General features: G+C 63.0%; 20 protein-coding genes. 1 reads left to right on the top strand and 19 read right to left on the bottom strand.

Going from position 1 to position 23,604, the window contains the following annotated elements; translation table 11 throughout:
- Positions 1-110: 110 nt before the first annotated feature.
- The 10 genes from ACP15W_RS18405 to sauS all read right to left on the bottom strand — a co-directional run bounded on the left by ACP15W_RS18405 (position 111) and on the right by sauS (position 13,830).
- The gene (locus ACP15W_RS18405) at positions 111-989 is read right to left on the bottom strand and encodes a dimethyl sulfoxide reductase anchor subunit family protein (protein WP_424934403.1); all 879 of its coding nucleotides are present in this window, start codon (positions 987-989) and stop codon (positions 111-113) included.
- On the bottom strand, positions 989-1,735 hold the full coding sequence (locus ACP15W_RS18400) for a 4Fe-4S dicluster domain-containing protein (RefSeq protein WP_424934402.1): 747 nt from the start codon (positions 1,733-1,735) through the stop codon (positions 989-991). Before ACP15W_RS18400 ends, ACP15W_RS18405 begins: the two co-directional genes overlap by 1 nt.
- Positions 1,732-4,527 (bottom strand): molybdopterin oxidoreductase family protein, encoded by a 2,796-nt coding sequence (locus tag ACP15W_RS18395; protein WP_424934401.1) that lies wholly within the window; start codon positions 4,525-4,527, stop codon positions 1,732-1,734. Before ACP15W_RS18395 ends, ACP15W_RS18400 begins: the two co-directional genes overlap by 4 nt.
- A complete protein-coding gene (gene pta, locus ACP15W_RS18390; protein ID WP_424934400.1) occupies positions 4,524-5,576 on the bottom strand; it encodes a phosphate acetyltransferase in 1,053 nt (350 codons plus the stop codon). The genes ACP15W_RS18395 and pta overlap by 4 nt, the downstream gene beginning before the upstream one ends.
- Positions 5,577-5,680: 104 nt before the next feature.
- Positions 5,681-7,459, bottom strand: a complete 1,779-nt coding sequence (xsc, locus tag ACP15W_RS18385; RefSeq protein ID WP_424934399.1) for a sulfoacetaldehyde acetyltransferase — start codon at positions 7,457-7,459, stop codon at positions 5,681-5,683.
- Positions 7,460-7,517: 58 nt separating this feature from the next.
- Entirely contained in the window at positions 7,518-9,023 is a 1,506-nt protein-coding gene (locus tag ACP15W_RS18380; RefSeq protein WP_424934398.1) for a tripartite tricarboxylate transporter permease, read from the bottom strand.
- Between the two features lie 12 nt (positions 9,024-9,035).
- Positions 9,036-9,635 carry a tripartite tricarboxylate transporter TctB family protein gene (locus ACP15W_RS18375; protein WP_424934397.1) on the bottom strand — a complete coding sequence of 200 codons (600 nt, stop codon included), beginning with the start codon at positions 9,633-9,635 and terminating at the stop codon, positions 9,036-9,038.
- 1 nt (position 9,636) lies between these two features.
- A complete protein-coding gene (locus ACP15W_RS18370) occupies positions 9,637-10,611 on the bottom strand; it encodes a Bug family tripartite tricarboxylate transporter substrate binding protein (protein WP_424934396.1) in 975 nt (324 codons plus the stop codon).
- Positions 10,612-10,870: 259 nt separating this feature from the next.
- Positions 10,871-12,424 (bottom strand): AMP-binding protein, encoded by a 1,554-nt coding sequence (locus tag ACP15W_RS18365; protein WP_424934395.1) that lies wholly within the window; start codon positions 12,422-12,424, stop codon positions 10,871-10,873.
- Positions 12,421-13,830: an acylating sulfoacetaldehyde dehydrogenase gene (sauS, locus tag ACP15W_RS18360; protein ID WP_424934394.1), complete on the bottom strand. Its 1,410-nt coding sequence runs from the start codon at positions 13,828-13,830 to the stop codon at positions 12,421-12,423. The genes ACP15W_RS18365 and sauS overlap by 4 nt, the downstream gene beginning before the upstream one ends.
- Positions 13,831-14,047: 217 nt before the next feature.
- Here sauS and ACP15W_RS18355 point away from each other — a divergent pair, with 217 nt between their 5' ends.
- On the top strand, positions 14,048-15,097 hold the full coding sequence (locus ACP15W_RS18355) for a LacI family DNA-binding transcriptional regulator (RefSeq protein WP_424934393.1): 1,050 nt from the start codon (positions 14,048-14,050) through the stop codon (positions 15,095-15,097).
- A gap of 480 nt (positions 15,098-15,577) precedes the next feature.
- Here the strand turns inward: ACP15W_RS18355 and ACP15W_RS18350 are convergent, their stop codons facing one another.
- The 9 genes from ACP15W_RS18350 to ACP15W_RS18310 form a co-directional block, all read right to left on the bottom strand.
- Positions 15,578-16,204 carry a flavin reductase family protein gene (locus ACP15W_RS18350; RefSeq protein WP_424934392.1) on the bottom strand — a complete coding sequence of 209 codons (627 nt, stop codon included), beginning with the start codon at positions 16,202-16,204 and terminating at the stop codon, positions 15,578-15,580.
- Positions 16,201-16,710, bottom strand: coding sequence for a nucleoside deaminase (locus tag ACP15W_RS18345; protein ID WP_424934391.1), 510 nt, complete (start codon positions 16,708-16,710; stop codon positions 16,201-16,203). The genes ACP15W_RS18350 and ACP15W_RS18345 overlap by 4 nt, the downstream gene beginning before the upstream one ends.
- Complete coding sequence (locus tag ACP15W_RS18340; protein ID WP_424934390.1) at positions 16,700-17,794, bottom strand: ABC transporter ATP-binding protein; 1,095 nt, start codon at positions 17,792-17,794, stop codon at positions 16,700-16,702. Before ACP15W_RS18340 ends, ACP15W_RS18345 begins: the two co-directional genes overlap by 11 nt.
- Positions 17,795-17,801: 7 nt before the next feature.
- Positions 17,802-18,587 (bottom strand): ABC transporter permease, encoded by a 786-nt coding sequence (locus ACP15W_RS18335; protein WP_424934389.1) that lies wholly within the window; start codon positions 18,585-18,587, stop codon positions 17,802-17,804.
- Entirely contained in the window at positions 18,584-19,453 is an 870-nt protein-coding gene (locus tag ACP15W_RS18330; protein ID WP_424934388.1) for an ABC transporter permease, read from the bottom strand. Before ACP15W_RS18330 ends, ACP15W_RS18335 begins: the two co-directional genes overlap by 4 nt.
- A 20-nt stretch (positions 19,454-19,473) precedes the next feature.
- On the bottom strand, positions 19,474-20,601 hold the full coding sequence (locus tag ACP15W_RS18325; protein WP_424934387.1) for an ABC transporter substrate-binding protein: 1,128 nt from the start codon (positions 20,599-20,601) through the stop codon (positions 19,474-19,476).
- Positions 20,602-20,802: 201 nt separating this feature from the next.
- On the bottom strand, positions 20,803-21,486 hold the full coding sequence (locus ACP15W_RS18320; protein WP_424934386.1) for a GntR family transcriptional regulator: 684 nt from the start codon (positions 21,484-21,486) through the stop codon (positions 20,803-20,805).
- Positions 21,487-21,588: 102 nt separating this feature from the next.
- Positions 21,589-22,608 carry an ABC transporter substrate-binding protein gene (locus ACP15W_RS18315; protein WP_424934385.1) on the bottom strand — a complete coding sequence of 340 codons (1,020 nt, stop codon included), beginning with the start codon at positions 22,606-22,608 and terminating at the stop codon, positions 21,589-21,591.
- Positions 22,605-23,588 carry a Bug family tripartite tricarboxylate transporter substrate binding protein gene (locus tag ACP15W_RS18310; protein ID WP_424934384.1) on the bottom strand — a complete coding sequence of 328 codons (984 nt, stop codon included), beginning with the start codon at positions 23,586-23,588 and terminating at the stop codon, positions 22,605-22,607. Before ACP15W_RS18310 ends, ACP15W_RS18315 begins: the two co-directional genes overlap by 4 nt.
- Positions 23,589-23,604: the final 16 nt, after the last annotated feature.

Here is a 23,604-nt window from a genome sequence, read left to right as displayed (position 1 = left end):
CTACGGAGCACCCTCGGGAGCGTTTCGCGAGAAAGCTCGGGAATCCAAGATTCCGAACCGCTGCCGCAACCAGGTTGGACTTCCCATCTGTCTGGTCAGTCCAGCCCGCACTATGCGGTTTTTCCGTAATAGAGCCGCACGACATGTTCGGCCTCCGCGAAGAACAGCCAGCGCGAGACGAACATGCCGGCAAGATGCACCGCGAAGGCGAGCAGCAACACCGGCCAGACATTTGGCAGTGCAAGGAGCAGTAGGATGGGTGCCACGGTCATCGCAATCAGACCGATGACACGCAGCTTTTGCGCGTGCTTGCGGCCCACTTCATGGACGAACTCACGCAGCAGGTAATTGTCCCCGGTATGGGGGCTCTCGAAGAGGCGGAGGTCTTTCATGCCGGTGAGGCCAGTGGCAGAAGCAATTGAATGGCCGCGCTCGGAAAAGCGACTGTCACCCTTCATCCAGACAAAGGCCTGCAAGACGGCGAAGGCCATGAGCAGAAGGATGGCAAGCGAAACCTGGCCCGAGAGGATCGCCCCGCCGGTAAGCGCCGCGCCAAGAAAGCTTGCCGGGGTAAGCGGCGAGTTCCAGCGTGGCACAGTGGCAAGCTGGGCATAGATCATCGATGTGGCGAAGACGGTTGCGAGCGAAAGTGCCGCGCCCAGGAATCCCAGGAGCGTCAGCTGCGTCCCGAAGAAGATTGCGGCAATCGCATAAAGCCCCATGACGCAGAGGGCCGCGACCGAGGCCCAGGCCTCGCGACTAAGCCAGCTCGTGCGCCATTGGGTGAAAGCCCGCATAGCCCGCTTCGGCTGACCGAGATGGAAGGTCGAAGCCATGAGACCACCCGCAGCCAGCGCAAAGGCCAGCGCGAAGGGGCCGAACGCGGAGGCGCCCGTGCCGCCGGTCAGACCGAGCGCGAGAAAGGCAAGATAGCCAAAGCCTGCGCCCGAAAGCACAGTGAAGATGATGACGGAGGGAGCGGCGTGCATCAGACCTTCTCCAGGGCGCGGTCGAGCCAGCCCAGAAAGCCTTTGGCATCTTGGGCGACCGGTTCGAGTGCGGGAGTGTTGCAAAGCTCGGCGAGGAAGTTCTTCGGCCGCGGCGGCAGATACTTGTTCACCGGCTTCGTGTTCATCTCGGGCATGAGATCGACGCCACCGCGCTCGGCCACGAGCCGGCTCACGTCGCTCTCCGGATCGCCCAGATCGCCGAAATGGCGCGCCCCCGCGGGACAAGTGCGCACGCAGGCCGGCACCCGGTCCTCCTCGGGCAGGTTCTCATTGTAGATCCTGTCGACGCAGAGGGTGCACTTCTTCATGACACCTTCGGTCTGGTCGAGTTCGCGCGCCCCGTAGGGGCAGGCCCAGGCGCAGAGCCCACAGCCGATGCAGGCGTCCTCGTTCACCAGCACGATCCCGTCCTCGGCCCGCTTGTAACTCGCGCCCGTCGGGCAGACCGTGACGCAGGGCGCGTCCTCGCAATGAAGGCAGGATTTCGGGAAGTGGATCGTCTGGCTGCCGCCGCAGCCGCCCGTGTCGGCCTCGAAGGCATGAACACGGTTGAGGAACGTGCCCATCGGCGCATCGCCATAGGCGTCGCGGTCGGAGAGCGGCGCGCCGTAGTTCTCGGTATTCCAGCCCTTGCAGCTCACCACGCAGGCGTGACACCCCACGCAAGTGTCGAGGTCGATGACCAGCCCGAGCTTCTTCTCGGTGGTTTGGGGTAGTGCTGTCATGTTCCCACCTTCCAGGCAATGTGTTCAGGGGCGTCAGGCACCGGCGATGCGATCGGCGGCAGGACCGGATCGCATTCTGGCAACGGCGCCTCGGCCTTCTCGATTTTCACGCGCAGATCGAACCAGGCCGCCTGCCCCGTGATCGGATCTGAATTGGACCAGCGCAAACCGTCGGCCCTCGGCGGCTGCAACTCGTGGATCAAGTGATTGAGTAGGAAGCCCTTTGTGGCCTCCGGCGCACCGTCCGAGAGCGCCCAGGCACCCTTGCGCTTGCCGATCGCGTTCCAGGTCCAGACCGTGTTCTCGTTGAGCCCGCCATGGAGCGCGACCGGAACCGTGATCGATCCGTGCGGTGAGCTCACCCGCGCCCAGTCGCCTTCCTCGAAGCCCTGCGCCTCCCAGATTTTCTTCGGCACGTAGAGCGGGTTGCGGCCATGGATCTGCCGAAGCCAGGCGTTCTGGGTGCCCCAGCTGTGATACATCGCCATCGGGCGCTGGGTGAGCGCGTGGATGGGATATTGCTCGGCAGTCTCGCCGGCATCCTCGAAGGTCGGATACCAGATCGGCAGCGGGTCCATCACGTCGCAAAGCCTTCTGCGCAGGTGGTCGGGCGGCTGGCGCTCGCCATGGCCCTCGGCCGCGCGCTGGAACTTTCGCATCGGCTCCACGTAGAGCTGGAAGAGGAAAGGCTGCGGCTTGTCAAAGAGCCCCATGCCCACGGCCCAGTCCTGATAGGCGTTGTTCCACGGCTTGAAATAGGCAGCTTCCTCCGGGATGTGCGTGACGAAGAAGCCCCCATTGGCAATGTAGCGATCGAGCTGGTCCGCGTTCGGCGCGCCACGCCCCACCTGGTCGCCATTGCCTCGGAAACCCGAGAGCGGACCGATGCCGGGCTTGCGCTCGTGGCGCACGATGTAATCCGCGTAGTCGCTGTATTTCGCGCTGTCGTCCTCGTTGACGAAGCCCGGCAGGCGCAGGCGGTTGGCAAGCTGGATGAGCACGGTCTGGAAGCCGCGCACCTCGCGGTCGGGCTCGATCACCGGCCAGCGGATCGCATCCGCCGCAGCATCGGCCTCGCAGATCGGCCGGTCGAGCAGGCTGATGCAGTCATGCCGCTCGAGATAGGTCGTGTCGGGCAGGATCAGGTCCGCATAGGCCACCATCTCGGAGCTGTAGGCATCCGAATAGATGATGCGCGGGATCACGTAGTTTCCATCCTCGTCCTTGTCCGTCAGCATGTCCATCACGCCGCGGGTGTTCATCGACGAGTTCCACGCCATGTTCGCCATGTAGAGGAACAGCGTGTCGATCTTGTAGGGATCGCCTGCGTGCGCGTTGGAGATCACCATGTGCATGAGCCCGTGCGCGCTCATCGGGTTCTCCCAGGAAAACGCCTTGTCGATCCGCGCCGGTGTCCCGTCCGCCTTCAGCGCCAGATGCTCGGGCCCGCGCACGAAGCCCAGATGCGGACCATCCAGCGGCTGGTTCGGAGTGAAACCGCAATGGGGCGTCGGGTGCGCCTCGATGGGTTTCGGATAGGGTGGCTTGAAGCGGAACCCGCCTGGCACTTCCACCGAGCCCAGCAGGATCTGAAGCATGTGCAGCGCTCGGCAGGTCTGGAACCCGTTCGAATGCGCCGAGATGCCACGCATCGCATGGAAGGAGACCGGCCGCCCGGTCATCTTCGCGTGCCGGTCGCCTCGAAAATCGGTCCAGGGGATGTCGAGTTCGAATGCCTCGTCGAAGGCCACCCGAGCCAGCTCGGCGGCGATGGTGCGGATCCGCTCGGCAGAGATGCCGCAGCGCTCCGCCACGGCTTCGGGGGCATATTCCTCCGAGATGTAGCGCTCCGCCATGGCAGCGAAGACCGTCCGCGCGCCCTCATGCTTTCCGTTGAGGTCGGGCCGCACGCCGGGCGTATCGAAGGCCACTGGCTTGCCGCTGCGGCGGTCAATCACCAGAGGCGTTTCGTTCGCGTCACGCAGGAAGAGACCCGTCTCGGGATTAAGGAGCACCGGCGCGTTGGTATAGCGCGAGAGATAGTCGAAATCGAGCCGCCCTGCCTTGAACAGGCAATGAACCAGCGCGAGAATGAACAGCCCGTCGGTGCCGGGCGTAATCCCCACCCAATCATCGGCGACCGCGTTGTAGCCGGTGCGGATCGGATTGACGCCGATCACCCGCGCGCCACGCGCCTTGAGCTTGCCCAGACCCATCTTGATCGGGTTGCTGTCATGATCCTCGGCCACGCCGAAAAGCATGAAGAGCTTGGTGCGCTCCCAGTCCGGCTGGCCGAATTCCCAGAACGCGCCGCCCATGGTGTATATGCCCGCAGCAGCCATGTTCACCGAGCAAAAGCCGCCATGAGCCGCGTAGTTCGGTGTGCCGAAACCCTGGGCCCAGAAGCTGGTGAAGCTCTGGGACTGGTCGCGTCCGGTGAAGAAGGCGAGCTTCGAGGGATCGGTGCAACGGACCTGCTCCAGCCAGTCGGTGGCGATGTCGAGCGCCTCCTCCCAGGTGATTTCCTCGAACTCGCCCGAGCCCCTGGGGCCGACGCGCTTCAGCGGCGCGCGCAGCCGGGAGGGCGCGTTCACCTGCATGATCCCGGCCGATCCCTTGGCGCAGAGCACGCCCTTGTTGACCGGATGGTCGCGGTTGCCCTCGATATAAGCGACCTTGCCGTCCTTCATGTGGACATTGATGCCGCATCGACAGGCGCACATGTAGCACGTGGTCTTGCGGATCTCGTCGGAGACCTTGGGCGAGGTTTCGATCTTCGGCTGGTATGTCATTTCGGGGAAATCTCCGTAGCGAGTTCGGGCATGCGGGCGATGGGCTCTGCCATGCCGTCTGCCTGGGCTGCGGTCACCGCGATCATGTGCAGCACATCTTCGGCGCTGCACCCGCGGGAGAGGTCGTTTGCCGGTTTCGCAAGCCCCTGGAGGATCGGACCGATGGCCTCCGCACCGCCGAGACGCTGCGCGATCTTGTAGCCGATGTTGCCCGCCTCGAGACTGGGGAAGACGAAGACATTCGCGTCCCCACCAAGGGGCGAACCCTTGGCCTTGGCGAATGCCACATCCGGCACGAAAGCGGCATCGAACTGCAACTCGCCGTCAATGATCAGGTTTCGGCACCGAGCCTTGGCAATGGCGGTTGCCTCGACGACCTTCGAGACGGCGCCATGTTGCGCACTGCCATGGGTCGAGAAGGAGAGCATCGCGACCCGCGGAACCTCTCCGGTCAATTCCGCATAGGACCGGGCCGATGCGATCGCGATCTCCGCCATTTCATCCGCCGTCGGATCGATCACAAGCCCTGCATCGGCAAACACATAGGCCCCATTCTTGGCATGATGGGACGCGCAACACATCATGAGGAAGAAGCTGGAGACCATGCGGCTTTCGGGCGCCATGCCGATGATCTGGATCGCTGTGCGAACGATGACCGCTGTGGGAAGCGTGGCCCCGCCAAGCGTTCCGTCCGCCAGTCCCGCGCGCACCGAGAGAGCCGCGTGTATTGCCGGTGCCCGGGCGCCCTCGAGTGCCTCGGTCTCCGTGAGCCCTTTATGGGCGCGCAGCCTGAGATAAAGTTCGGCCAGCCGGCCGGTGATCGGGGACGCGGCAGGATCCCGGATCTCGATCCGTTCACTTTCCTCTCCCCCCGCGCTTGCGAGGCGAGAGCGGATCGTCGCCGCATCGCCCAACAGTGTGATGCGGGCGATGCCACCGCGGGCAGCCGCAACAGCCGCCTCAACCACGCGAGGATCCTCGCCCTCTGGCAGGGCAATGCGGCGGTCCGATCTCGCGGCGGTATCAAGAATGCGCTGCAGCGGTTTCATGGCTCACATTTCCTTGGATTCATGCCTTTGGCTCGGTGAGTCCCGTCGCGGTACGGGGGGGAGAGACATTTCCACGACGGGACTGCGTCAGGCCGACAGCGGGATCAGGCGAAAACCTGTTCGCGCATGTCCTCAGCCTGAATGGGTGCCACTTCGACAGGTTTCTTCATCGCGTCGCGGCGGAAGGGCTCACCAAGCTCCTGGTTGAGCAGGACCTCGATGAAGGTCGTCTTGCCCTCGGTCATCTGGCGGCGAATTGCCCGGGCCAGCTCGTCGGTGAGTTGCTCCATGGTCGTGACCTGAACGCCATCGACACCACAGGCCCGTGCAATCCCCGCGTAGTTGACCTCCGTGGAGAGCTCGGTTCCGACGAAGTTGTCCTCGAACCACAACGTCGTGTTCCGCTTCTCCGCACCCCACTGGTAGTTGCGGAAAATCACCATGGTGATCGCTGGCCATTCGGGGCGTGAGATCGAGACCATCTCGTTCATCGAGATCCCGAAGGCGCCGTCTCCGGCAAAGCCCACCACCGGCACGTCCGGGCAGCCGATCTTCGCTCCGAGGATGGCCGGGAAGCCGTAGCCGCAGGGTCCGAACAGGCCAGGCGCGAGATATTTGCGGCCCTCCTCGAACTGGGGGTAGGCATTGCCGATGGCGCAGTTGTTGCCGATATCCGAGGTCATGATCGCCCCCTTCGGCAGCGCGGCCGTGATCGCGCGCCAGGCCATGCGGGGCGACATCTTCTCCGGCTCGCGGTTGCGCGCGCGCTCATTCCAGGTGGTGCCCGGATCGTCATCCTCGTGGTCGAGCGAGGTCAGTTCCTGCGCCCAGGCGGATTTGGTCCTTGCGATCAGAGCGCGACGCTCTTCCCGATCCGCATCGCCCGCAATGTCGGAAAGCTGTGACAGAATGCCCTGCGCAACCTTCTTTGCATCACCGACAATGCCGACGGTCACCGGCTTGGTGAGCCCAATCCGATCTGGATTGATGTCGACCTGAATGATCTTCGCATCCTTCGGCCAATAGTCGATCCCGTATCCGGGCAGGGTCGAGAACGGGTTGAGCCGCGTCCCCAGGCAGAGCACCACGTCGGCCTTCGAGATCAGCTCCATCGCGGCCTTCGACCCGTTGTAGCCGAGCGGCCCCACGGAAAGCGGGTGCGAACCGGGGAAGGCGTCGTTGTGCTGGTAGCCACAGCAGACCGGTGCATCGAGGCGCTCGGCGAGCATCCGCGAGTCATCAATCGCACCACCGAGAACCACGCCGGCCCCATTGAGAATGACCGGGAACTTCGCTTCGGAGAGCAGGTCAGCCGCCTTGCGGACAGCCGCTTCCCCGCCCGAGGGGCGCTCGAACTCGACCACCAGCGGGAGGTTGATGTCGATGACCTGGGTCCAGAAATCGCGCGGGACATTGATCTGCGCAGGCGCAGAGGCGCGCCGGGCCTGGAGGATCACCCGGTTGAGCACCTCGGCCATGCGGGAGGGATCGCGCACCTCCTCCTGGTAGGCAACCATGTCCTCCAGAAGCGCCATCTGCTCGACTTCCTGGAACCCGCCCTGCCCAATGGTCTTGTTCGCGGCCTGGGGCGTGACGACGAGAAGCGGCGTGTGGTTCCAGTAGGCGGTCTTGACCGGCGTCACGAGCGAGGTGATGCCCGGCCCGTTCTGCGCCACTACCATCGACATTTCCCCGGTTGCGCGGGTGTAACCGTCGGCCATCATTCCGGCATTGCACTCGTGGGCGCAGTCCCAGAAGCTGATCCCTGCCTTCGGGAACAGATCCGAGATGGGCATCATGGCCGATCCGATGATGCCAAAGGCATGCTTGATGCCGTGCATCTGAAGGACTTTGACGAAGGCCTCTTCGGTCGTCATTTTCATCTTTGAATACTCCAGTTTGGGATCGCACCGGGCCCGTCGGGCGAACCCGGTTCCTGTGTCAGGCGTAGCGGTGCGACAGGCGCCGCCACACGGAACGGATGTTTGGCCAGAGCGACCAGAGAACGAAGGCGAGCGCGAGCGCGAGGATCGTGGCGCTGATCGGCCTGGTGAAGAAGACGGTCCAGTCCTGATGAGCGTTCGCGAGAGAGGTCAGGAAGTAGCGCTCCGCCAGCGGGCCGAGGATCACGCCGAGCACCAACGGTGCCGTCGGAAAACCGATCCGCTTCATGCCCCAGCCCAGCACGCCGAAGGCGAGACACACATGCACATCGAAGATGTTGTTGCGCACCCCGTAGGCGCCGACGACGCTGAGCACGATGATGAAGGCAGCCATGATTACGGGCGGTGTCTTCATCAGGGTCGAGAAGATCTGTGCCACGCCCACTCCGGCAAAGATCATCAGGATATTGGCAATGATCATTGCGGCGAAGATCGTGTAGACCATCGACGGGTCCATGATGAAGAGCAGTGGTCCCGGGTTCACGCCGTGGATCATCATCGCAGCCAGCATGATCGCAGTCGCGGCACTTCCTGGGATGCCCAGCGTGAGCAGGGGAACCATGGCCGCACCGGTGGTCGCGTTCTTTGCGGATTCCGGCGCTGCCAGACCCTCGTCTACGCCGCTTCCGAAATCATCACTGCGCTTGGAGATCTGCTTCTCGACACCATAGGCGATCACGGCGCCCGGCGTCGCCCCGGCACCCGGAATCAACCCGATGACGCAGCCAAGGCCCGTGCCCCGAAAGATCGCGCCCTTGACCCGCAGGATGTCGGCAATCTTCAAGCCGAGACCCTTCCCGCTGCCGTTCTTCGGGCGCAGGTCGCGGTTTGTCACGAGGAGGTCGATGACCTCGCTGATCGCAAAGAGCCCGATCATTACCACGACGAACCGGATGCCGCTTTCCATCTCGGGCACACCGAAGCTGAACCGGGCCTGACCATAGAGCGGGTCCACGCCCACGGTGCCGACGGCGATCCCGAGCAGAAGCGAGATCAGGGTCACGATTGGCCGGTCCTTGGCAATCGCCACCACACTGACGAGCCCCAGAATCGTCGCGGCGAAGAACTCGGGTTGCGAGAACTTGAGGGCAAATGTGGCAAAGGGCGCGGACAGGAAGGCCAGCATCAGCGCACTGGCAAGTCCCCCGGTGGCAGACGCGGTGACGGCGATCGCGAGCGCGCGCTTCACCTCGCCTTTCCGGGTCATCGGGTAGCCCTCCCACGTGGCGGGCAGGGAAGCCGGCGTCCCAGGCACGTTGATCATGATGGCGGAGATCGACCCGCCAAACACGCCGCCGCAATAGATGCCGCCGAGGAACAGCATCGATTGCGTGGGCTCCATCACGTAGGTGAAGGGCAAGGCCATGGCCATCGCGTTCACGAAGGAGATGCCCGGCAAGGCGCCTGCGATGACGCCAACCATGAGACCCACGATGATCGTGAGGAAGTTGTGGAAGTGAAAGGCCGCCTGGAATCCACCGGCCAATAGCTCGAACGAGTTCATGGCAGAGTTCCCTCAGTAGATCCCGACTGTGTGCAGCAGCCAGATCGTGAATGTATCGAAGATCCCTGTTCCGCGGCTCAGGGGCATGAGCGCCAGCCCCATGAAGACCCAGAGCAGGACGAAGGTTCCGCCAAAGGCCATGGACAAGACGAGAAACGGGCTCTGCAGTCCGCCGAGAAAGCACCAGACAGTGATGAAGATCACGGTGGTCAGCGGAAATCCGGTATAGGGGAGCAGCCACCCATAGGCGAGGATCAGCCCGATCCAGAGTGCAGCACGCCCATAGTTGTAGCCCTCGCTGTCCGCAGGGGCGACCAGCGTCGGCTCGGCGTCGGGCGAGTTCATCACGATGATCTCGCGACCGAACCAGATCGCCGACAGGATCGCGAGGCCAAGAAGGGCAGTTTCGGGCCAGGCCGCCGGGCCGAAGGCTCCGTCCGCCGGGTGGGGTGCCTCATGCTGGAACATCAGGCTGGGCATGAACATGCCGAACGCAAGCAGGAATCCCGGCAGCAGCAGCGGCTGGACGAGGGAGAAGCCGCGCCGCTCCTCCGTCATCTTGCTCCCGAGCTCCTGGAAGGCGTCCGCTTCGGAGTATCTCGAGCCATCCATGTTACGATCCGAGCTGTTCTGCGATCAGATCGCGGAAATCACCGATCATTGACTGCGCCTCTGCGCCGGTGATCGGCTCAATGCAGGTGTAGCTCGCGGTGCAGAACTCCTGCCATTCCTCGGAATGCACGGCCTCGAGCACCGCGGCTTCGAGCTTGGCAACAATTTCCTCGGGGGTACCCGCCCGCACGGCGATGCTGCGATAGTTGTCCAGCCCGGAAATGTCGAAGCCCAGTTCGGCAGAGGTCGGGACGTCCGGAAATTCCGGATGGCGCTCTTCGGAGAACGTGACCAGGGGCTTCAACTGACCCGCCTTGATGAACTGCGCCACATCTCCCGGCTCTTCGTAGAGCACGGCCGTGTGCCCACCGATCGGCGCGGCATAGCGCTCGCCCGGGGACTGGAAGGGCACGTTCGACATCTCGACACCGTCGCGGGCGAGAAGATCGAGGGTCACGTCATCCTGCGTGCCATACCCGGAGGTCGCGACCGTGATCTCGCCGGGATTCTCACGGGCATACTCAAAGAGGTCTTCGGCGGACTGATGGGCGCTGCTGGCTGGAACGAAGAGAAAGCTTGGCGAGCTCTGGACAACTGCGACCACCCGGAAGTCCTCGGGCGTGTTGTCCCCGAGCCCTGACGCCCAGGACGCGACGGTGAGCGAAATCAGCGTGCCCATCGTGTAGCCGTCTTCCGGGTTGGTTCTCAACCGGGTGAGCCCCGCATTGCCTGAAGCCCCGGCCACGTTCGCTACCGGAACCGGTACGCCCAGCGGGTCTTCGAGAAGGCGCGACATCTGTCGGCCCATCAGATCGGCGCCCCCGCCGGGCCCGAAGGTCACGACCAGTTCCACCGGGCGGTTGGGATAATCCTGTGCCGCCACCGGAGACATCGCGCCGATGCCGCATGCCAGTGCGATCGCGGGCACCGCGGAGCTCGCCAGACGCGCATTGCGCCGTGTTTTTGTCTTGTTCATCTTCAGACCTCCCTGGGTTGTCGGTTCTGCCGCCATTCGGCGGGCCGTTTTTGGTCCTGTTGGTTGGCCGCTGCTGCGGCCCTCCTGTCTTCGAGTCCGGCTCTTCGACGTGGCCGGTATGAAGTTGCGATGGATCCGGTCGTGTTTCCGGCGGAACGAAGCAGGCTTCGGGAATTGGCCTTCAGTTGCTCCGTTTCATTTCACACCCGGTCCTGGGAATCCTCCTTAGCGTCTCTTTCCGTGTGTCTCGATTGCTCCCTTAGGCTTGGATGGCCGGTTCCGGGAGGGCGGTGAGTTCCGCGAGTTTCATCCGCTGGATTTTGCCCGAGGGTCCCTTGGGCAGATCCTCCATGAAATGGATCATCTCGGGGCTCTTGAAGGTGCCGAGCCTGTCCTGGCAAATGCGGATCAGATCCTCTGCCGAAACCCCGGATCCATTGCGCAGCTTCACGGCCGCCTCGACCCGCTCGCCCATGCTGACACAGGGGCGTGCGAAGGCCGCTGCCTCGACAATATCGGGATGCGAATACAGCGCCTCGTCCACCTCGCGGGGCGCGATATTCTCGCCGCCCTTGATGATCAGCTCCTTGAGCCGCCCCGTGACAAAGACATATCCATCCGCATCCATCCGCCCGAGATCCCCGGTGCGCAGCCAGCCATCGGCCGTGATCGTGGCCGCCGTCGCGTCCGGGTTGCGGAAATATTCCTTCATCACGTTGGGGCCGCGCACGGCAATCTCGCCCTCCGTCCCGGTCTCCGCCGGAATTCCCTCCGAAGTCAGGATGGCCACCTCGTTGCCGTAGGCCCGTCCCGGCGAACCGACCTTCCGCTGCCCGGACGGGAGCGGGTTCGAGAGGATCTGCGCAGCCGTTTCCGTCAGCCCCATGGTCTCGACGATCGAAACGTCGAACCGTGCCTCGAACGCCGCGTGAACATCGGGGGAAAGTGCGGAGGAGGCCGACCGGCCAAACCGAATGGCATTCCGCGTCGCTTGGTCCGGATCGTGCGCCCCGTGCAGCAGGTGCGAGATGATCGTCGGCACCACGGAGAACCACGTCACCCTGTGCTCGCCCGCCAGCCGCCAGAACCGCCGCGCCGAGAACCGTTCGCACACCACCACCGAGCCGCCGGTCACCAGGGGCCCCATGATCGTGACGCACAGTCCGTTGATATGGTAGAATGGAAGGACGCAGAGTGCGCGATCCGACTCCTCAAGTTCATGCGCAATGGCGGTTGTCCAGCCGCCGGCCAGAAGGCTTGCATGCGAATGGATCACGCCCTTGGGTCGCCCGGTGGTTCCGGACGTATACATCAGCAGCGCGTCATCCCGCGGACCGCAGGGCTGCAGCACACCCGGCCTCGCCCGCTCCGGCCAGGCAATCCCCCGGTCGTCCACTTGTATGGGCCGCAATGTCAGCGTCCTGCCGGCAAGGGCCGTGGCGAGCAGATCCTGCTGGTCCACGCCGACGAAGGTGAAACACGCCCCGGAATGCTCCAGGGCATACCCGATCGCATCCGCCCCCGCGACGAGATTGATCAGGGTTGCCCGAAATCCGCCATAGAGCGCGCCGAAGAGGCAAAGCACACCGGGGCGGCCATTGGGCAGCATCAGCGCAACGCTCTCGCCCTTCCGTGCGCCAAGCCCGTAAAGGAGACCGGCAATTCCTCGTGCTTCCTCGCGAAGTGCCGCCCAGGTCAGCGGGGCCGCACCATCCGCGAAAAGATGGCTGATCCCGTCGGGTGTCGTCTCGGCGCGATGGTCGATCCAGTCGCGAACGGTGCCATGGGGCGGGGCGTCGACCTCGATCCTCATTTGCCCGCCTCGTTCCAGTAGTCGCCGAAAATCTCCTCGACGCTCGGTTCCCGGGGTGAAATTTGCCGCACCACACGTGCGCGCTGGACGAAATGCCGCCAGTGAAGATTGTCATCGATCGAGTTGCCGCCCCAGCTTCCGCAACCCATAGAGAGTGAGAAGGGCAGGCCGTTGTCGAACGCGCCCCCGGTGGCAAAGCAATGTGCCTGATTGACGATCACGCGACAGGTGGGCATGCGCCGCGCGAGGTCCACGGGGCGCTGCGTGTCACTGGTGTGGATACCGAGGGAATGCCCCGCGCCCTGATGCTCGAGGATCTCCCGCGCAAGGGCTTCCGCATGTGCAAAGTCCCGCGCGCGATAGACCGCGACGACCCGGCTGAGCTTTTCACCCGAAAGGGGATGCTCCGGTCCGATACCGGCAGTCTCGATGGCGATGAAGCAGGTATCCGCCGCCACGCTCCCGGCCAGCCCCAGCGCCTTCACCAGAACATCGGCGTCTCTTCCGATCACCTCCCTGTTGAGATGTCCGTCCACCCAAAGCTTCGAGACGATGGCTCCCGCATCCGCTTTTTCCACGATGGCGCCCCCATGGGCTTCGAGCGCACCGAGAAATGCATCATAGATCTCGTCCACGACGACGAGTGCGTTTTCGGAGGAACAGGAGGTCGCATTGTCGAAGGTCTTCGAGGCAGCGATCTTTTCCGCAGCCTCGGAGAGATCCGCAGTTTCGTCGATGATGACCGTGACATTGCCCGCACCCACTCCGATCGCGGGTGTACCACTCGAATAGGCCCGGCGCACATTGTCCTGACTCCCGGTGACGATCGCGAGATCCGCCGTCTCGAGCAGACGCTGGGTCTTGGCCTTGCCGCCGGGGGGCGGGATCATTTGAACCAGGGCGTGATCCTCGCCGATCTTGTCGAATTCGGCGTGAATGTAATCGAGCAGGCGCTCGCAGCAGGCCACACCCTTGGGCGATGGCGAAAGGATGATCGCATTGCCACCCTTGAGCGCGTTGATGATATTGTTCGCCGGTGTCGCAGCCGGGTTGGTGGAGGGCACGACCGCCCCGATGACCCCGATGGGCCGCATGATCGTCGTGATGCCGGTTTCCGGATCATCGGAGACAATACCGAAAGTCTGGGCATTTCGGATGTCGCGCATCAGGCCCAGCGTCTTGCGGTGGTTCTTGGTGATCTTGTCGGCCACATTGCCAAGGCCGGTGCTGCGGACAGCAAGTTCCGCAAGGTCCCGGTTGCGACCCGGCTCCATGATTGCCCAAGCCGCAGCCTGAGCCGCGCGATCGTATCGTGCCTGACTTCCGCCTGCTTCGAACTTCGCCTGAGCCGCTCTCGCGCGCGCCATGAGTTCGTCGACCACGAGCTCTTCGTCAAACACATTCATCTGCCCGCTCCCGAAGCTTCGGAGACCATCGAGTCCTCGCCAGTTCCTTCTGGGACCGAGAAGTTTTCGCGGCACAATGCGGCTGGCAATCCTGACATGGCGTTTCCCTGTTTTCTCCCTGATCCGACCTTTTTTCGATCGGCACTGGACTCAGGTTAGATAATGAAAATAGTATTGCAAACGTTTTCATATTAATCTCCACATGGGGAAAAATAGAATGTCAAAACAAACCCATAAAGCTGACATCGTTTCCGTAGCAAAGCTTGCAGGGGTGTCTCCGGCCACGGTTTCGCGTGCGCTCAACCATCCCGATCTTGTCAACCCGGCGACTCGAAAGAAGATCGACGCGGCCATCCGCAAATCGGGCTACATCCGCAACAGGGCAGCGCAGATGATGCATGGCCGTCGAAGCGCGACGATCGGCATCATCGTCCCGACAGTGAGCTACGCGATTTTCGCCGAGGTCGTTCAGGCGTTCAACGAAACCGTCAGCGACCAAGGCTTCACACTTCTGCTTTCATCCCACGGATACGATCTCGGCACGGAATACGTTGTCCTCCGCAAACTCCTCGAACATCGTATCGATGGCGTGGCATTGATCGGGCTCGACCACAGTCCGGACACAATCCGGCTCCTGCAGGAGCAGGAGGTCCCCATGGTCGCAATCTGGAACTACTCGGATGATTTCCCCTTCTCCTGCATCGGGGCCGAGAATGCGGAAGCAGGACGGTGCGCGGCTGAGCATCTCGCCATGCTCGGTCATCGCCGGATCGGACAGGTTTTTCCTCCCGTCTCCGACAATGACCGCGCCCGGGCCCGCCTGAAGGCCGTGAGAAGCGTGTTCGACCAGAATGGCGTGATCTCCGAGCCACGCTGGAGTGCGGAAACCCGTTACAGTCTATCGGAGGCTAAGGCGGCTTGTCTGCGAATTCTGAGCCAGGAGGATCGCCCCACGGCGCTTCTCTGCGGCAATGATATCATCGCCCACGGTGCGATCTATGCCGCGATGAAGCTGGGGCTTTCCATTCCGAACGATCTGTCGGTTGTCGGGATCGGCGATTTCGCCGGTTCGGCGGAGATGGAGCCTGCGCTGACGACGGTTCGCTTGCCGGCGCGCAAGATTGGCAAGGCCGCCGGCGCACATCTCGTCGAGGCGATTGCTCGGCGCGACACGAATTTCATCGAGAGGATCCGTTTTGACGTCGAACTCATGATGCGGAAGTCGAGCGCGCCGGTTTACTATCCCCCCACGGGGCCTGACCGCTGAGAGCGCAATTCGTCTTTGCACAGGCACGGGTCCGCGAACGCTTGAGGCGGGAAACAGGCAACCATCGGGCGGATCTGCGCCAGAAGCCATACCGGTAGCCATACGTTTTCCATACCGGTTCCATACGGGTTCCATACCCCGGTTACGCCCATCTTTGCGGCTGCTTTCGGCCCTTTCGGGAAGGCCCGTGATGCGGTTTTCCGGCTGCCCGCCGCCATGCTCCGCACCCCTCCAGGGCCCGGCAGGTTTCGCTGCGAAACCCCCTGCCCTCTCCGACTGTGGACACCGCGCCAGGAGGTTTTTCTGGTCTTGGGACACGTGTTCGAGAAGCGTGTCGCGTCGGCTCGTGGAGGCACGCTTTGAACGATGTGCCGCCGCGCATGGCATGGGCACAAGGCTGCCCGGGAAAGAAGCGGGCGGGCGCAAGGCGCCCGGCTCAAGACCCGCAGGAGCGGAAGGGTCCCGCACCCGTTGCGTGGTTCAGACGGCTTGCGCGAAACTCTCGGCCTTCGGTGTTGCCATGTCGAACCGGTCGCGGATCGTGGTGCAGGTATCTCCACCCAACCGGGCAATTGCGTCCATCGCCGCCGGATCGACGTGCAATCTCTCGTTCACCGCACCCTCGGCAAAATGCGCGCGGACAATCCGCCCGAGAATGATCTCCCGCGACTTGCCGAGCGAGAGCGAGAGATGCCGCCGGCATTCGAAGGCAGCCGGACTCTCCGCGATCCAGGGGGCGGAGACGGCCGTGCCCGGGCGCGCGGTCAGCCCGGCGATCTTCAATTCATCGACGCCGGGCGCAAACTTCGCGGCACAGACATGCATCGCCTCGGCCATTGCGTGCGAAACGATATTGACCGTGAACACCTCGGTCTCGCGGATATTCGCCGAAGTATCCTTGAACCCCATATCGGCATGGTTCTCCACGCCGAGCGCAAGGATCGGCGGTTCTGCCGACAAGCAATTGAAGAAGCTGAACGGGGCGGCGTTGATCCGGCCCTGGGAGTCTACGGTGGTTACCAGCGCGATGGGGCGCGGGACAATGGCGCCGATCATCAGCTTGTAGCGTTCATGAGCGGAGAGGGTTTCGAAATCGAATTCCGTCATTTCGACTTCTGCCCTTCCGACAGCTTGAGTTCCGCCCATTGGCGCAGGATCTCAGCGGCATCGGCGCCGAGGGCCTGGCTGGCCGGGAGTTTGCGCTGCAGGACCGGAGCGCTGCATTCATGAACCAGAAGGTCGGTGTCGATCGGATGGCGTTCGGCCGGCGTCAGGTTCTCGAAGGCGCTTCCCGCCTGGTCCATCGAAGCGGCAAAGTAGAGCCGGGAGATGCCGGCAATTGCCATGGCCGAGACGCAGAGCGTGCAGGGTTCGCAGGAGGTGTAGAGGTCACAGCCGGAGAGATCGACGCTTTCAAGATTGCGGCAGGCGTCGCGGATGGCTTCGGTCTCGCCATGGGAGGTCGGGTCGAAATTCTTCAGCGACCGGTTGATGCCTTCACCGATAATCTCGCCGTCCTTGACGATGACAGCGCCAAACGGCTCGAGGCCAGGTTCGTTCAAGGCGCGCGCCGAGATCTCGATGGCGCGCTGCATGAAGGTTTCATTGTACATTCGGTTTCTCCTGAGTGGCCTGCGGCAGAAGCCAGGCATGTGCCGGGTTCCAACCGAGGCTGACCTGCGCGCCCGGACCGAGACGGAGCGCCTCGACCTCGTGCTGTTGTTTTTGAACGCGGAACTCGCGCCCGTCGGGGGCTTCCACGTAAATGGTCTGGGTGGAGCCGAGGAATTCGAGCCCCAGTACCGTCCCGGGCATTCCGTCGGGTGCGCCGAGATCCACACGGTCTGCCGCGATGACGAAAGCCGCGTCCTCGCCCATCTGCATGGCCTGTCCGCCATTGGGCACCTGCATACGGCCATACTGCGAGTCGAGGATCAGCGCATCTCCGTCGCGGCCGACGACCGAACCGCGGATGAGGTTGTTCATGCCGATGAACTCGGCGACGAAAGGATTGGTCGGCGCACGGTAGACCTCTTGGGGCGGTCCGGCCTGCTGGATCTGCCCGTCCGCCATGATGACCACCCGGTCAGCGAGGGCGAATGCCTCGGATTGCGCGTGGGTGACGTAGATGAAGGTGATCTTCAACTCCCGGTGCAGGCGTGACAGTTCCGCTTGCAACCGAACACGCAGATGGGCGTCGAGTGCGGACAAGGGTTCATCGAGCAGGATCAACGCGGGCTGGGTCACAAGGGCACGGGCGATGGCGACGCGCTGGCGCTGGCCGCCCGAAAGCTGGGAGATGTTGCGATCCGCCATGCCGCCAAGCCCGAGCCGTTCGAGCCACTCCTCTGCGCGGCGGCGGCGCTCCTTCGGCGTGACGCCTTTCATCTTCAGCGGGAACGACACATTGTCTGCGACGGAGAGGAACGGGAAGAGCGCGAGCGATTGCCAAACCATTGGCGTATCGCGTTGGCTGGCAGGGATCTCGGCCATGTCGCGCCCGCCGATACGGATGGTGCCGCTCGAGGGCTGTTCGAGCCCGGCGATCATCCGGAGCGTCGTGGACTTGCCGCAGCCGGAAGGCCCCATGATGGCGAGGAATTCGCCGGGTTCGATGTCCAGGTTAATCCCTTTCACCGCATGGTGGCCGGGGTACCGGCGGTCGACATTCTTGAGGGAGACATAAGGTTTGGTCATGGCGGGCTTATTCCTTCTCGTCGCGGGTGGTGCGCAGGGAGATCAGCCTTTGCGCGACCACCACGAGCGTAATGCTGATGAAGAGGACGACTGTTCCGATGGCGTTGATCTTCGGATTCACCTGACCCTGGAGCAGGTTGAGGATGCGCACCGGGAGGGTCTCGTGAACACCGCCGACGAACCAGGCGACCATGAACTCGTCGAAGGAAACGGCGGCGGAAAGCAGGAAGGCAGCAACGATCGACGGTGCGCAGAACGGGATCACGACATGACGAAGTGCCTGGAGATGCGACGCACCGAGATTGCGCGCAGCGGGTTCGAGTTCGGTGCCGAAGTCCTCGAGGCGTAGCCGGATCAGCGCCATGGCGAAGGACGACGCGATGGCGATATGCGCGACCATGATCCCGCCGATCTGGCCGAAGAGGCCGATGCGCGACAGGAAGGCCAGCATGGCCATGCCGAGGATCGACACCGGAACGGCGGGCGGCACGGCTACGAGGAGCACGAAGGCGCGCTTGCCGAAGAAATTGTAGCGGAAGTCGAGATAGGCGGCCGCGAAGCCCAGGAGCGTCGCGCCCGTGGCTGTGACCAATCCGACCTTGACGCTGTTCCAGAAGGCGGCGCGGATCATGGCATCCTCGAAGGCCGCCTTGTGCCATTCGAGCGAGAACCCGCCCCAGGGTATTGAGGGGAAGCGGTTGGCGTCGAAGGAGAACACAACGATCACGATGATCGGGGCCGCAATGAACAGGAACAGCAGCGCGACGTAGAAGCGTTGGAATACGGCGTTCATTTGCGACCTCGTGCGAAAAGATGCGCGGCGACGAAGGCCAGCGACAGGATGAGGAGCATGGCGACGCCGATCACTGAGGCTTGGGGCCATTGCGAGCCGGATTTCACCGTGTCCACGATGAGGATCGAGAGCGTGGGAGGCCGGCTGCCGCCGAGGAAGACCGGGCTCACGTAATCACCGAAGCTCAGGAGGAACACGGTCGTAGCCGCGGTCAGGATCGCGGGACGAACCGCGGGGATCAGCACGTTGGTGATGACCCGGTGCGGCGGGCAGCCAAGATTCTCGGAAGCCTCGATCAGGGTGCGATCCACGGCCGAGAGGCCGAAGACGAGCACCAGCGTCGCGACAGGCAAGGTGAGCGTGAGCAACCCGACCTGAAGTGCGAAGCTGTTGCCGAGCATTTCCACGGGACCGAAGCCCATCGCGCCGAAGAGGGCATTGATCACACCCTGTGGCGAGAGCAGTATCTGCCAAGCGTAAACTCTGAGGATGTAGCTCGAGAAAACAGGAACGATGAGCGCGCCTATGGCCAGCCGTCGTGCCGTCGGCCCCAGCTTGAAGGTGATGACATAGGCCGCCGGGAAGGCGAGCAGCACCGCGAGGACGGTGGTCAGCCCCGCCGTTTGAAGCGTGAAGACGAGGGCGCGCTGGAAGGGCGTCGAACCCAGCACCTTCACCCAGTTGTCGAAGACGAAATCCGGCGAAAGCCTGAAGTTTGCGACCTTCCAGAAGGTCACGACCACCAGGAACGCCACCGGCATGGCAAAGAAGACAATCTGCCAGGCCGCAACAGGCACTCCGAAGGCCCAGGGGAGCAAGCGCTCCGCCGGCCTGGCCGCTGCGCGCGTGCGCGTTTCGGTTTCCACGGTCCTGCTCCCCCTCTTGCTCAAAGGCTCTTGAATTCGCTCCAAACGTCGTTCCAGTCCTCAATGGTCTGGTTCGAGGGGAGCTCGCGAAAATTGATCCGGCCCGCGCGATAAGCGTCCATGACGTTGGGGGCGTCGAAGGTCATGCGCAGGATTTCGGCCTCTCCCGGCATTGTCTGATTGAGAAGCTCCCAACCCTTGACGGAAGGAATGGATTTCTTGTTGTCGACCTTCGTGGCCTGGCGAACCTGGCCCTCCGGTGAAGTCGTGTACTGGATGAACTTGCGCGCGAGGTCGGTCTTTGGGGATCCCTTCACGATCGAGAGGGACTCGGTCCATTGCAGACCACCCTCGGCCGGAATGTGCGTATCAACCGGCACGCCACCCTGACGGAGACCCAGCGTGATCCATTCGCCGATACCGGGGATGAGGTGCGCTTGACCGTTGGTGAGCGATGAGAAGATGTCGGCAATGGTATAGAAGCCGCTGGTCTGCGCGCTCAGGGAGTAGAGCTTCTGTTGCAGCGCCTCGAACTGATCTCCGGAAAGGGCGAAAGGCGGGCGGACACCGTTGGAAAGGCTCACGCAGCCCATGGACGGCAGGTACCAGTCGAAGAAGCCGACCTTGCCGCGGGCCTTCTCGGACCACATCACGGCATAGCTGTCGACTTCCTCCGGCGTGTACTGATCGGTGTTGTAGGAAAGGCCGAGGTAGCCGAAGTCGGTCATCACGCCATAAAGCTTGTCGTCGAACCAGTGCAACGGGAACTTCTGGAACTCGGGCCAGAAGTCCTCGAGAGGGTAGTCGGCCGGATCCAGTTCCTCGATGAAATCCGCGTCATGGAGAAGGTGCATGTACTCGGCATCCGCCAGCACGACGTCGAAGGAACCGGGAGGTGCCTGGTTGATCACGGCGAGCATCTGGTCGCCGCCAACATACTCCTTGATCATGATCTTGCAGTTGTTCTCCTTCTCGAAGGCCTCGATCAGGTAGGGGTCTGCATTGCCAGGCCAGGAGAGGTAGTTGAGCACCTGAGGGTCTTGGGCGCGTGCGGGGGACCAGCGCGAGGTGGCGGCGAGCGCACCCGTTGCGGCGGCTCCCTGCAGGAAACCTCGGCGGCTCAGATCGATCGGGAAGCGGTTTTTCATGGCGGAGGGTCCTGTCTGATATCTCTCCCCATTCAGATCGTATACATTTCATCGGTATGGAAGGAAAAAATCGTATACAAATACTCCAACAATGGGAATCCGATTGACTTGGTCAAACAGAATGCAGTTCGACTGCCATAATGCACAATCGATAAGCTACATCGTATACAATAATCTGGTAGGTGACCGCGCTCGGCCAGCTCAGCCCTCAGCGTAGCTGCTGAGAATCGCCGCGATGTCGGGCTCGGGCGAATCAGGTTTGAGGAGCGCGCGGGCGCTGACTGACCCGAGGTGATCATCCATCAGCCTCATGGCCTTCTCGGAATCCTGGCTGACAAGCGCCTCGATGATCTCCCTGTGCTCGTCCACCCCGCATTCGGCGGAATGCGGACGGCCATACTGCGCAAGAATGAGGGAACACCGGGAGACACTGCGGCTCACGTAGTCGGTGAGAGTTTTCGATGTCGTGAGTTCAGCCATCAGGATGTGAAACTCACCTGCCAGCCGAATGCTGCGGGCTGAAGCACCGCGCAATGCACGTTCTTCTTCACGAACATGGGCTTCCAGAGCGTCGATTGCATCCTTCGACATGCGCTGGCACAGACGCCTGACCACTTCGGATTCGAGGAACCGCCGGATGTCGAAGGCATCCCTGGCTTCCTCCAAAGTGGGCTGGGCCACGGCTGCGCCACGGTTCGGTCGCATCTCCACCAGGCCCTCGGACGTGAGCCGCACGAGTGCGTTTCTCACGCCCGTGCGGCTTACCCCGTAGGCCTCACCGATCTGGTCCTCTGGGAGTTTGGTGCCGGGTTTCAGGGCCTGTTCGATAATGGCGCGCCTGATCGAGGCGAAGATTGCGTCACTGCGGTTTGGCTGTCGCGCCATGACAAGGGCTCCCAATGCATTTTCGGGCAATGCTCTGGGATATATTGTATACGATTATCAGGGGCCCGCAATGGGTGAAGTGACGGCCCCATCCATCGCATGTCAAACTGGCCGCTGCCGCTCCGGCAAGGGTGGGAGGAAGCTGCGATCAAAAACATCCGCCGGAGCGGGTGCGCGCGTATGGGGCTTTCCTTCCGCGATCAGTTTTGCGCCATCGGCAAGCCTCGCGTCGCTTGCGTCTCCAAGACCGATTTCCAGCACTTCCGGATGGCCCATTTCGAGGGCGATCGTGCCCTTGAGCCGGACCGCATTTGCTTGCCGGTCGATGGACGGGTTGCGCCTTACCACGGCATCGATCGCGCTGTCCGGGTCGGCGAGGGTTTCCCGCACCCCGCGGTTTATCGCCCGCACGAGGCCTCCGACCGCCTCGGGATGCGCATTCCTGAATGCCCGGGCAACCATCACCGCCCCGCCATAGAGGGCCGGAACATGCTCACGCCATTCGAAATGCCGCAGAACGCTGGCCGGATCGAGCCCCGCCTCGACAGTCTGGGCGCCAATGGTGTTCACGAAACCGAAGATCCCGTCCCAGCGTCCTTCCAGCATAAGCGGCACCATGTCCTTGTGCGGCAGATCGGAGACCTCGATCTCGACACTATCGGGGTCGAGGCCGGTCGCGCGACAGAACTCGGGAAACAACCGCCAAGCAGCGTCGTTCGGATGTGTGACCAGCTTGCGGCCGGCAAGCCCAGCCGGATCGCGCACCGGACCGTCGCTGGCAACGGCGATGGTGTAGGGCGGACGATTATGCGCCATGTAGACGGCGACGGGGGCGTCGGCGTTCCCCGTGGCCGCCATCTCGATCAGCGCATTCATGTCGCCATAGCCGGCATCATAATCGCCGGTCGTCAGGCGCGGCACGGCATTGGCCAACGTATCACCCTCGGTGAAGCTGACCGAGAGACCTTCGTCCGCGAAATATCCCCGGTCATCGGCGAGGAAGAACCACGCCTGCGGGCCGGAAATGAAGGTATTAAGGATAAAGCGGACGGGCAGAAGCCCATCCGCTGGCGAAACGCCGGATGCGTCGGACCGACCCCGCCTGGCATCGAGCGCGGTCACTTGCCCTGGATCCCGGCCGCGACGATCAGCGGTTCCCAGACGCCGATCTGGGTTTCCACAAAAGCGGCATATTCGGCGCTCGGCATTGCCTTGGTGCTGATCCCGAGATCTTCCATGGCGGCGACCACATCCGGCAGCGCGAGCACGGCCTCAGTCGTCTCGCGGATCTGCTCGGCCGTGGCCGGGTCGATCCCGGAGGGACCAGACAAGCCGACCCAGTTCTCGATCACGATGTCATAGCCCTGCTCGGCGAAAGTCGGGACATCCGGTACTCCGGGAAAGCGATCAGGCGCGGCGATGGCGATGGCGACCGCCTCGCCGTCCTCGATCATCTCGCTGTTCTGCGCGACCATGTCGTAGAAGGTGTCGAGCACGCCAGCCCGGAAATCCTGGATCGCGGGCGCGCTGCCCTGATAGGGGACGTGGAGGGTTTCGATCCCGAGTTCTGCGTCCACGGCCTCGCCAAGAATGTGGCTGATCGAACCCACACCGCTGGAACCATACGTTACCGGGTATTCCTTCGCGCTTTCGATGAACTCCGCAACATTGGTGATACCGGCATCCGGCTTGACGAACAGGCCCGGCGAAGACGAACCGATATAGGCCACATGGGTGAAGCTTTCCATCGGGTCGTAGGGCAAGGTCTCGAACTGGGTCGGGGCGATTGTGAAGGGCGCATTGTTCGCGATCATCAGCGTCGTGCCGTCCGCATCCTGTTTCGCGACGTAATCGGCGGCGACGGTTCCGGCAGCCCCCGGGCGGTTGTCCACCACGGCCTTCTGGCCGAACTCCGAATCGAGATACTTTGCGAGCAGGCGGGCAACGAGATCGCTGGTCCCACCCGGCGGGAAAGTTACCACGATACGGACCGGCTCGTCAGACCAGGCGCCAGGCTCGGCGCTGGCGATCGACGCGGAGAAGGTCATGCTGCCGGTTGCCAGCGCCAAGACGGAGGCGCAGAGAAGGTGGTTCGGTTTCATGGCGGTTTCCTTTTTC

Origin of the sequence: Amaricoccus macauensis (assembly GCF_049800915.1) — a bacterium.
Taxonomy (GTDB): domain Bacteria; phylum Pseudomonadota; class Alphaproteobacteria; order Rhodobacterales; family Rhodobacteraceae; genus Amaricoccus; species Amaricoccus macauensis_A.
This window is presented reverse-complemented; position numbering and strand designations above follow the sequence as displayed.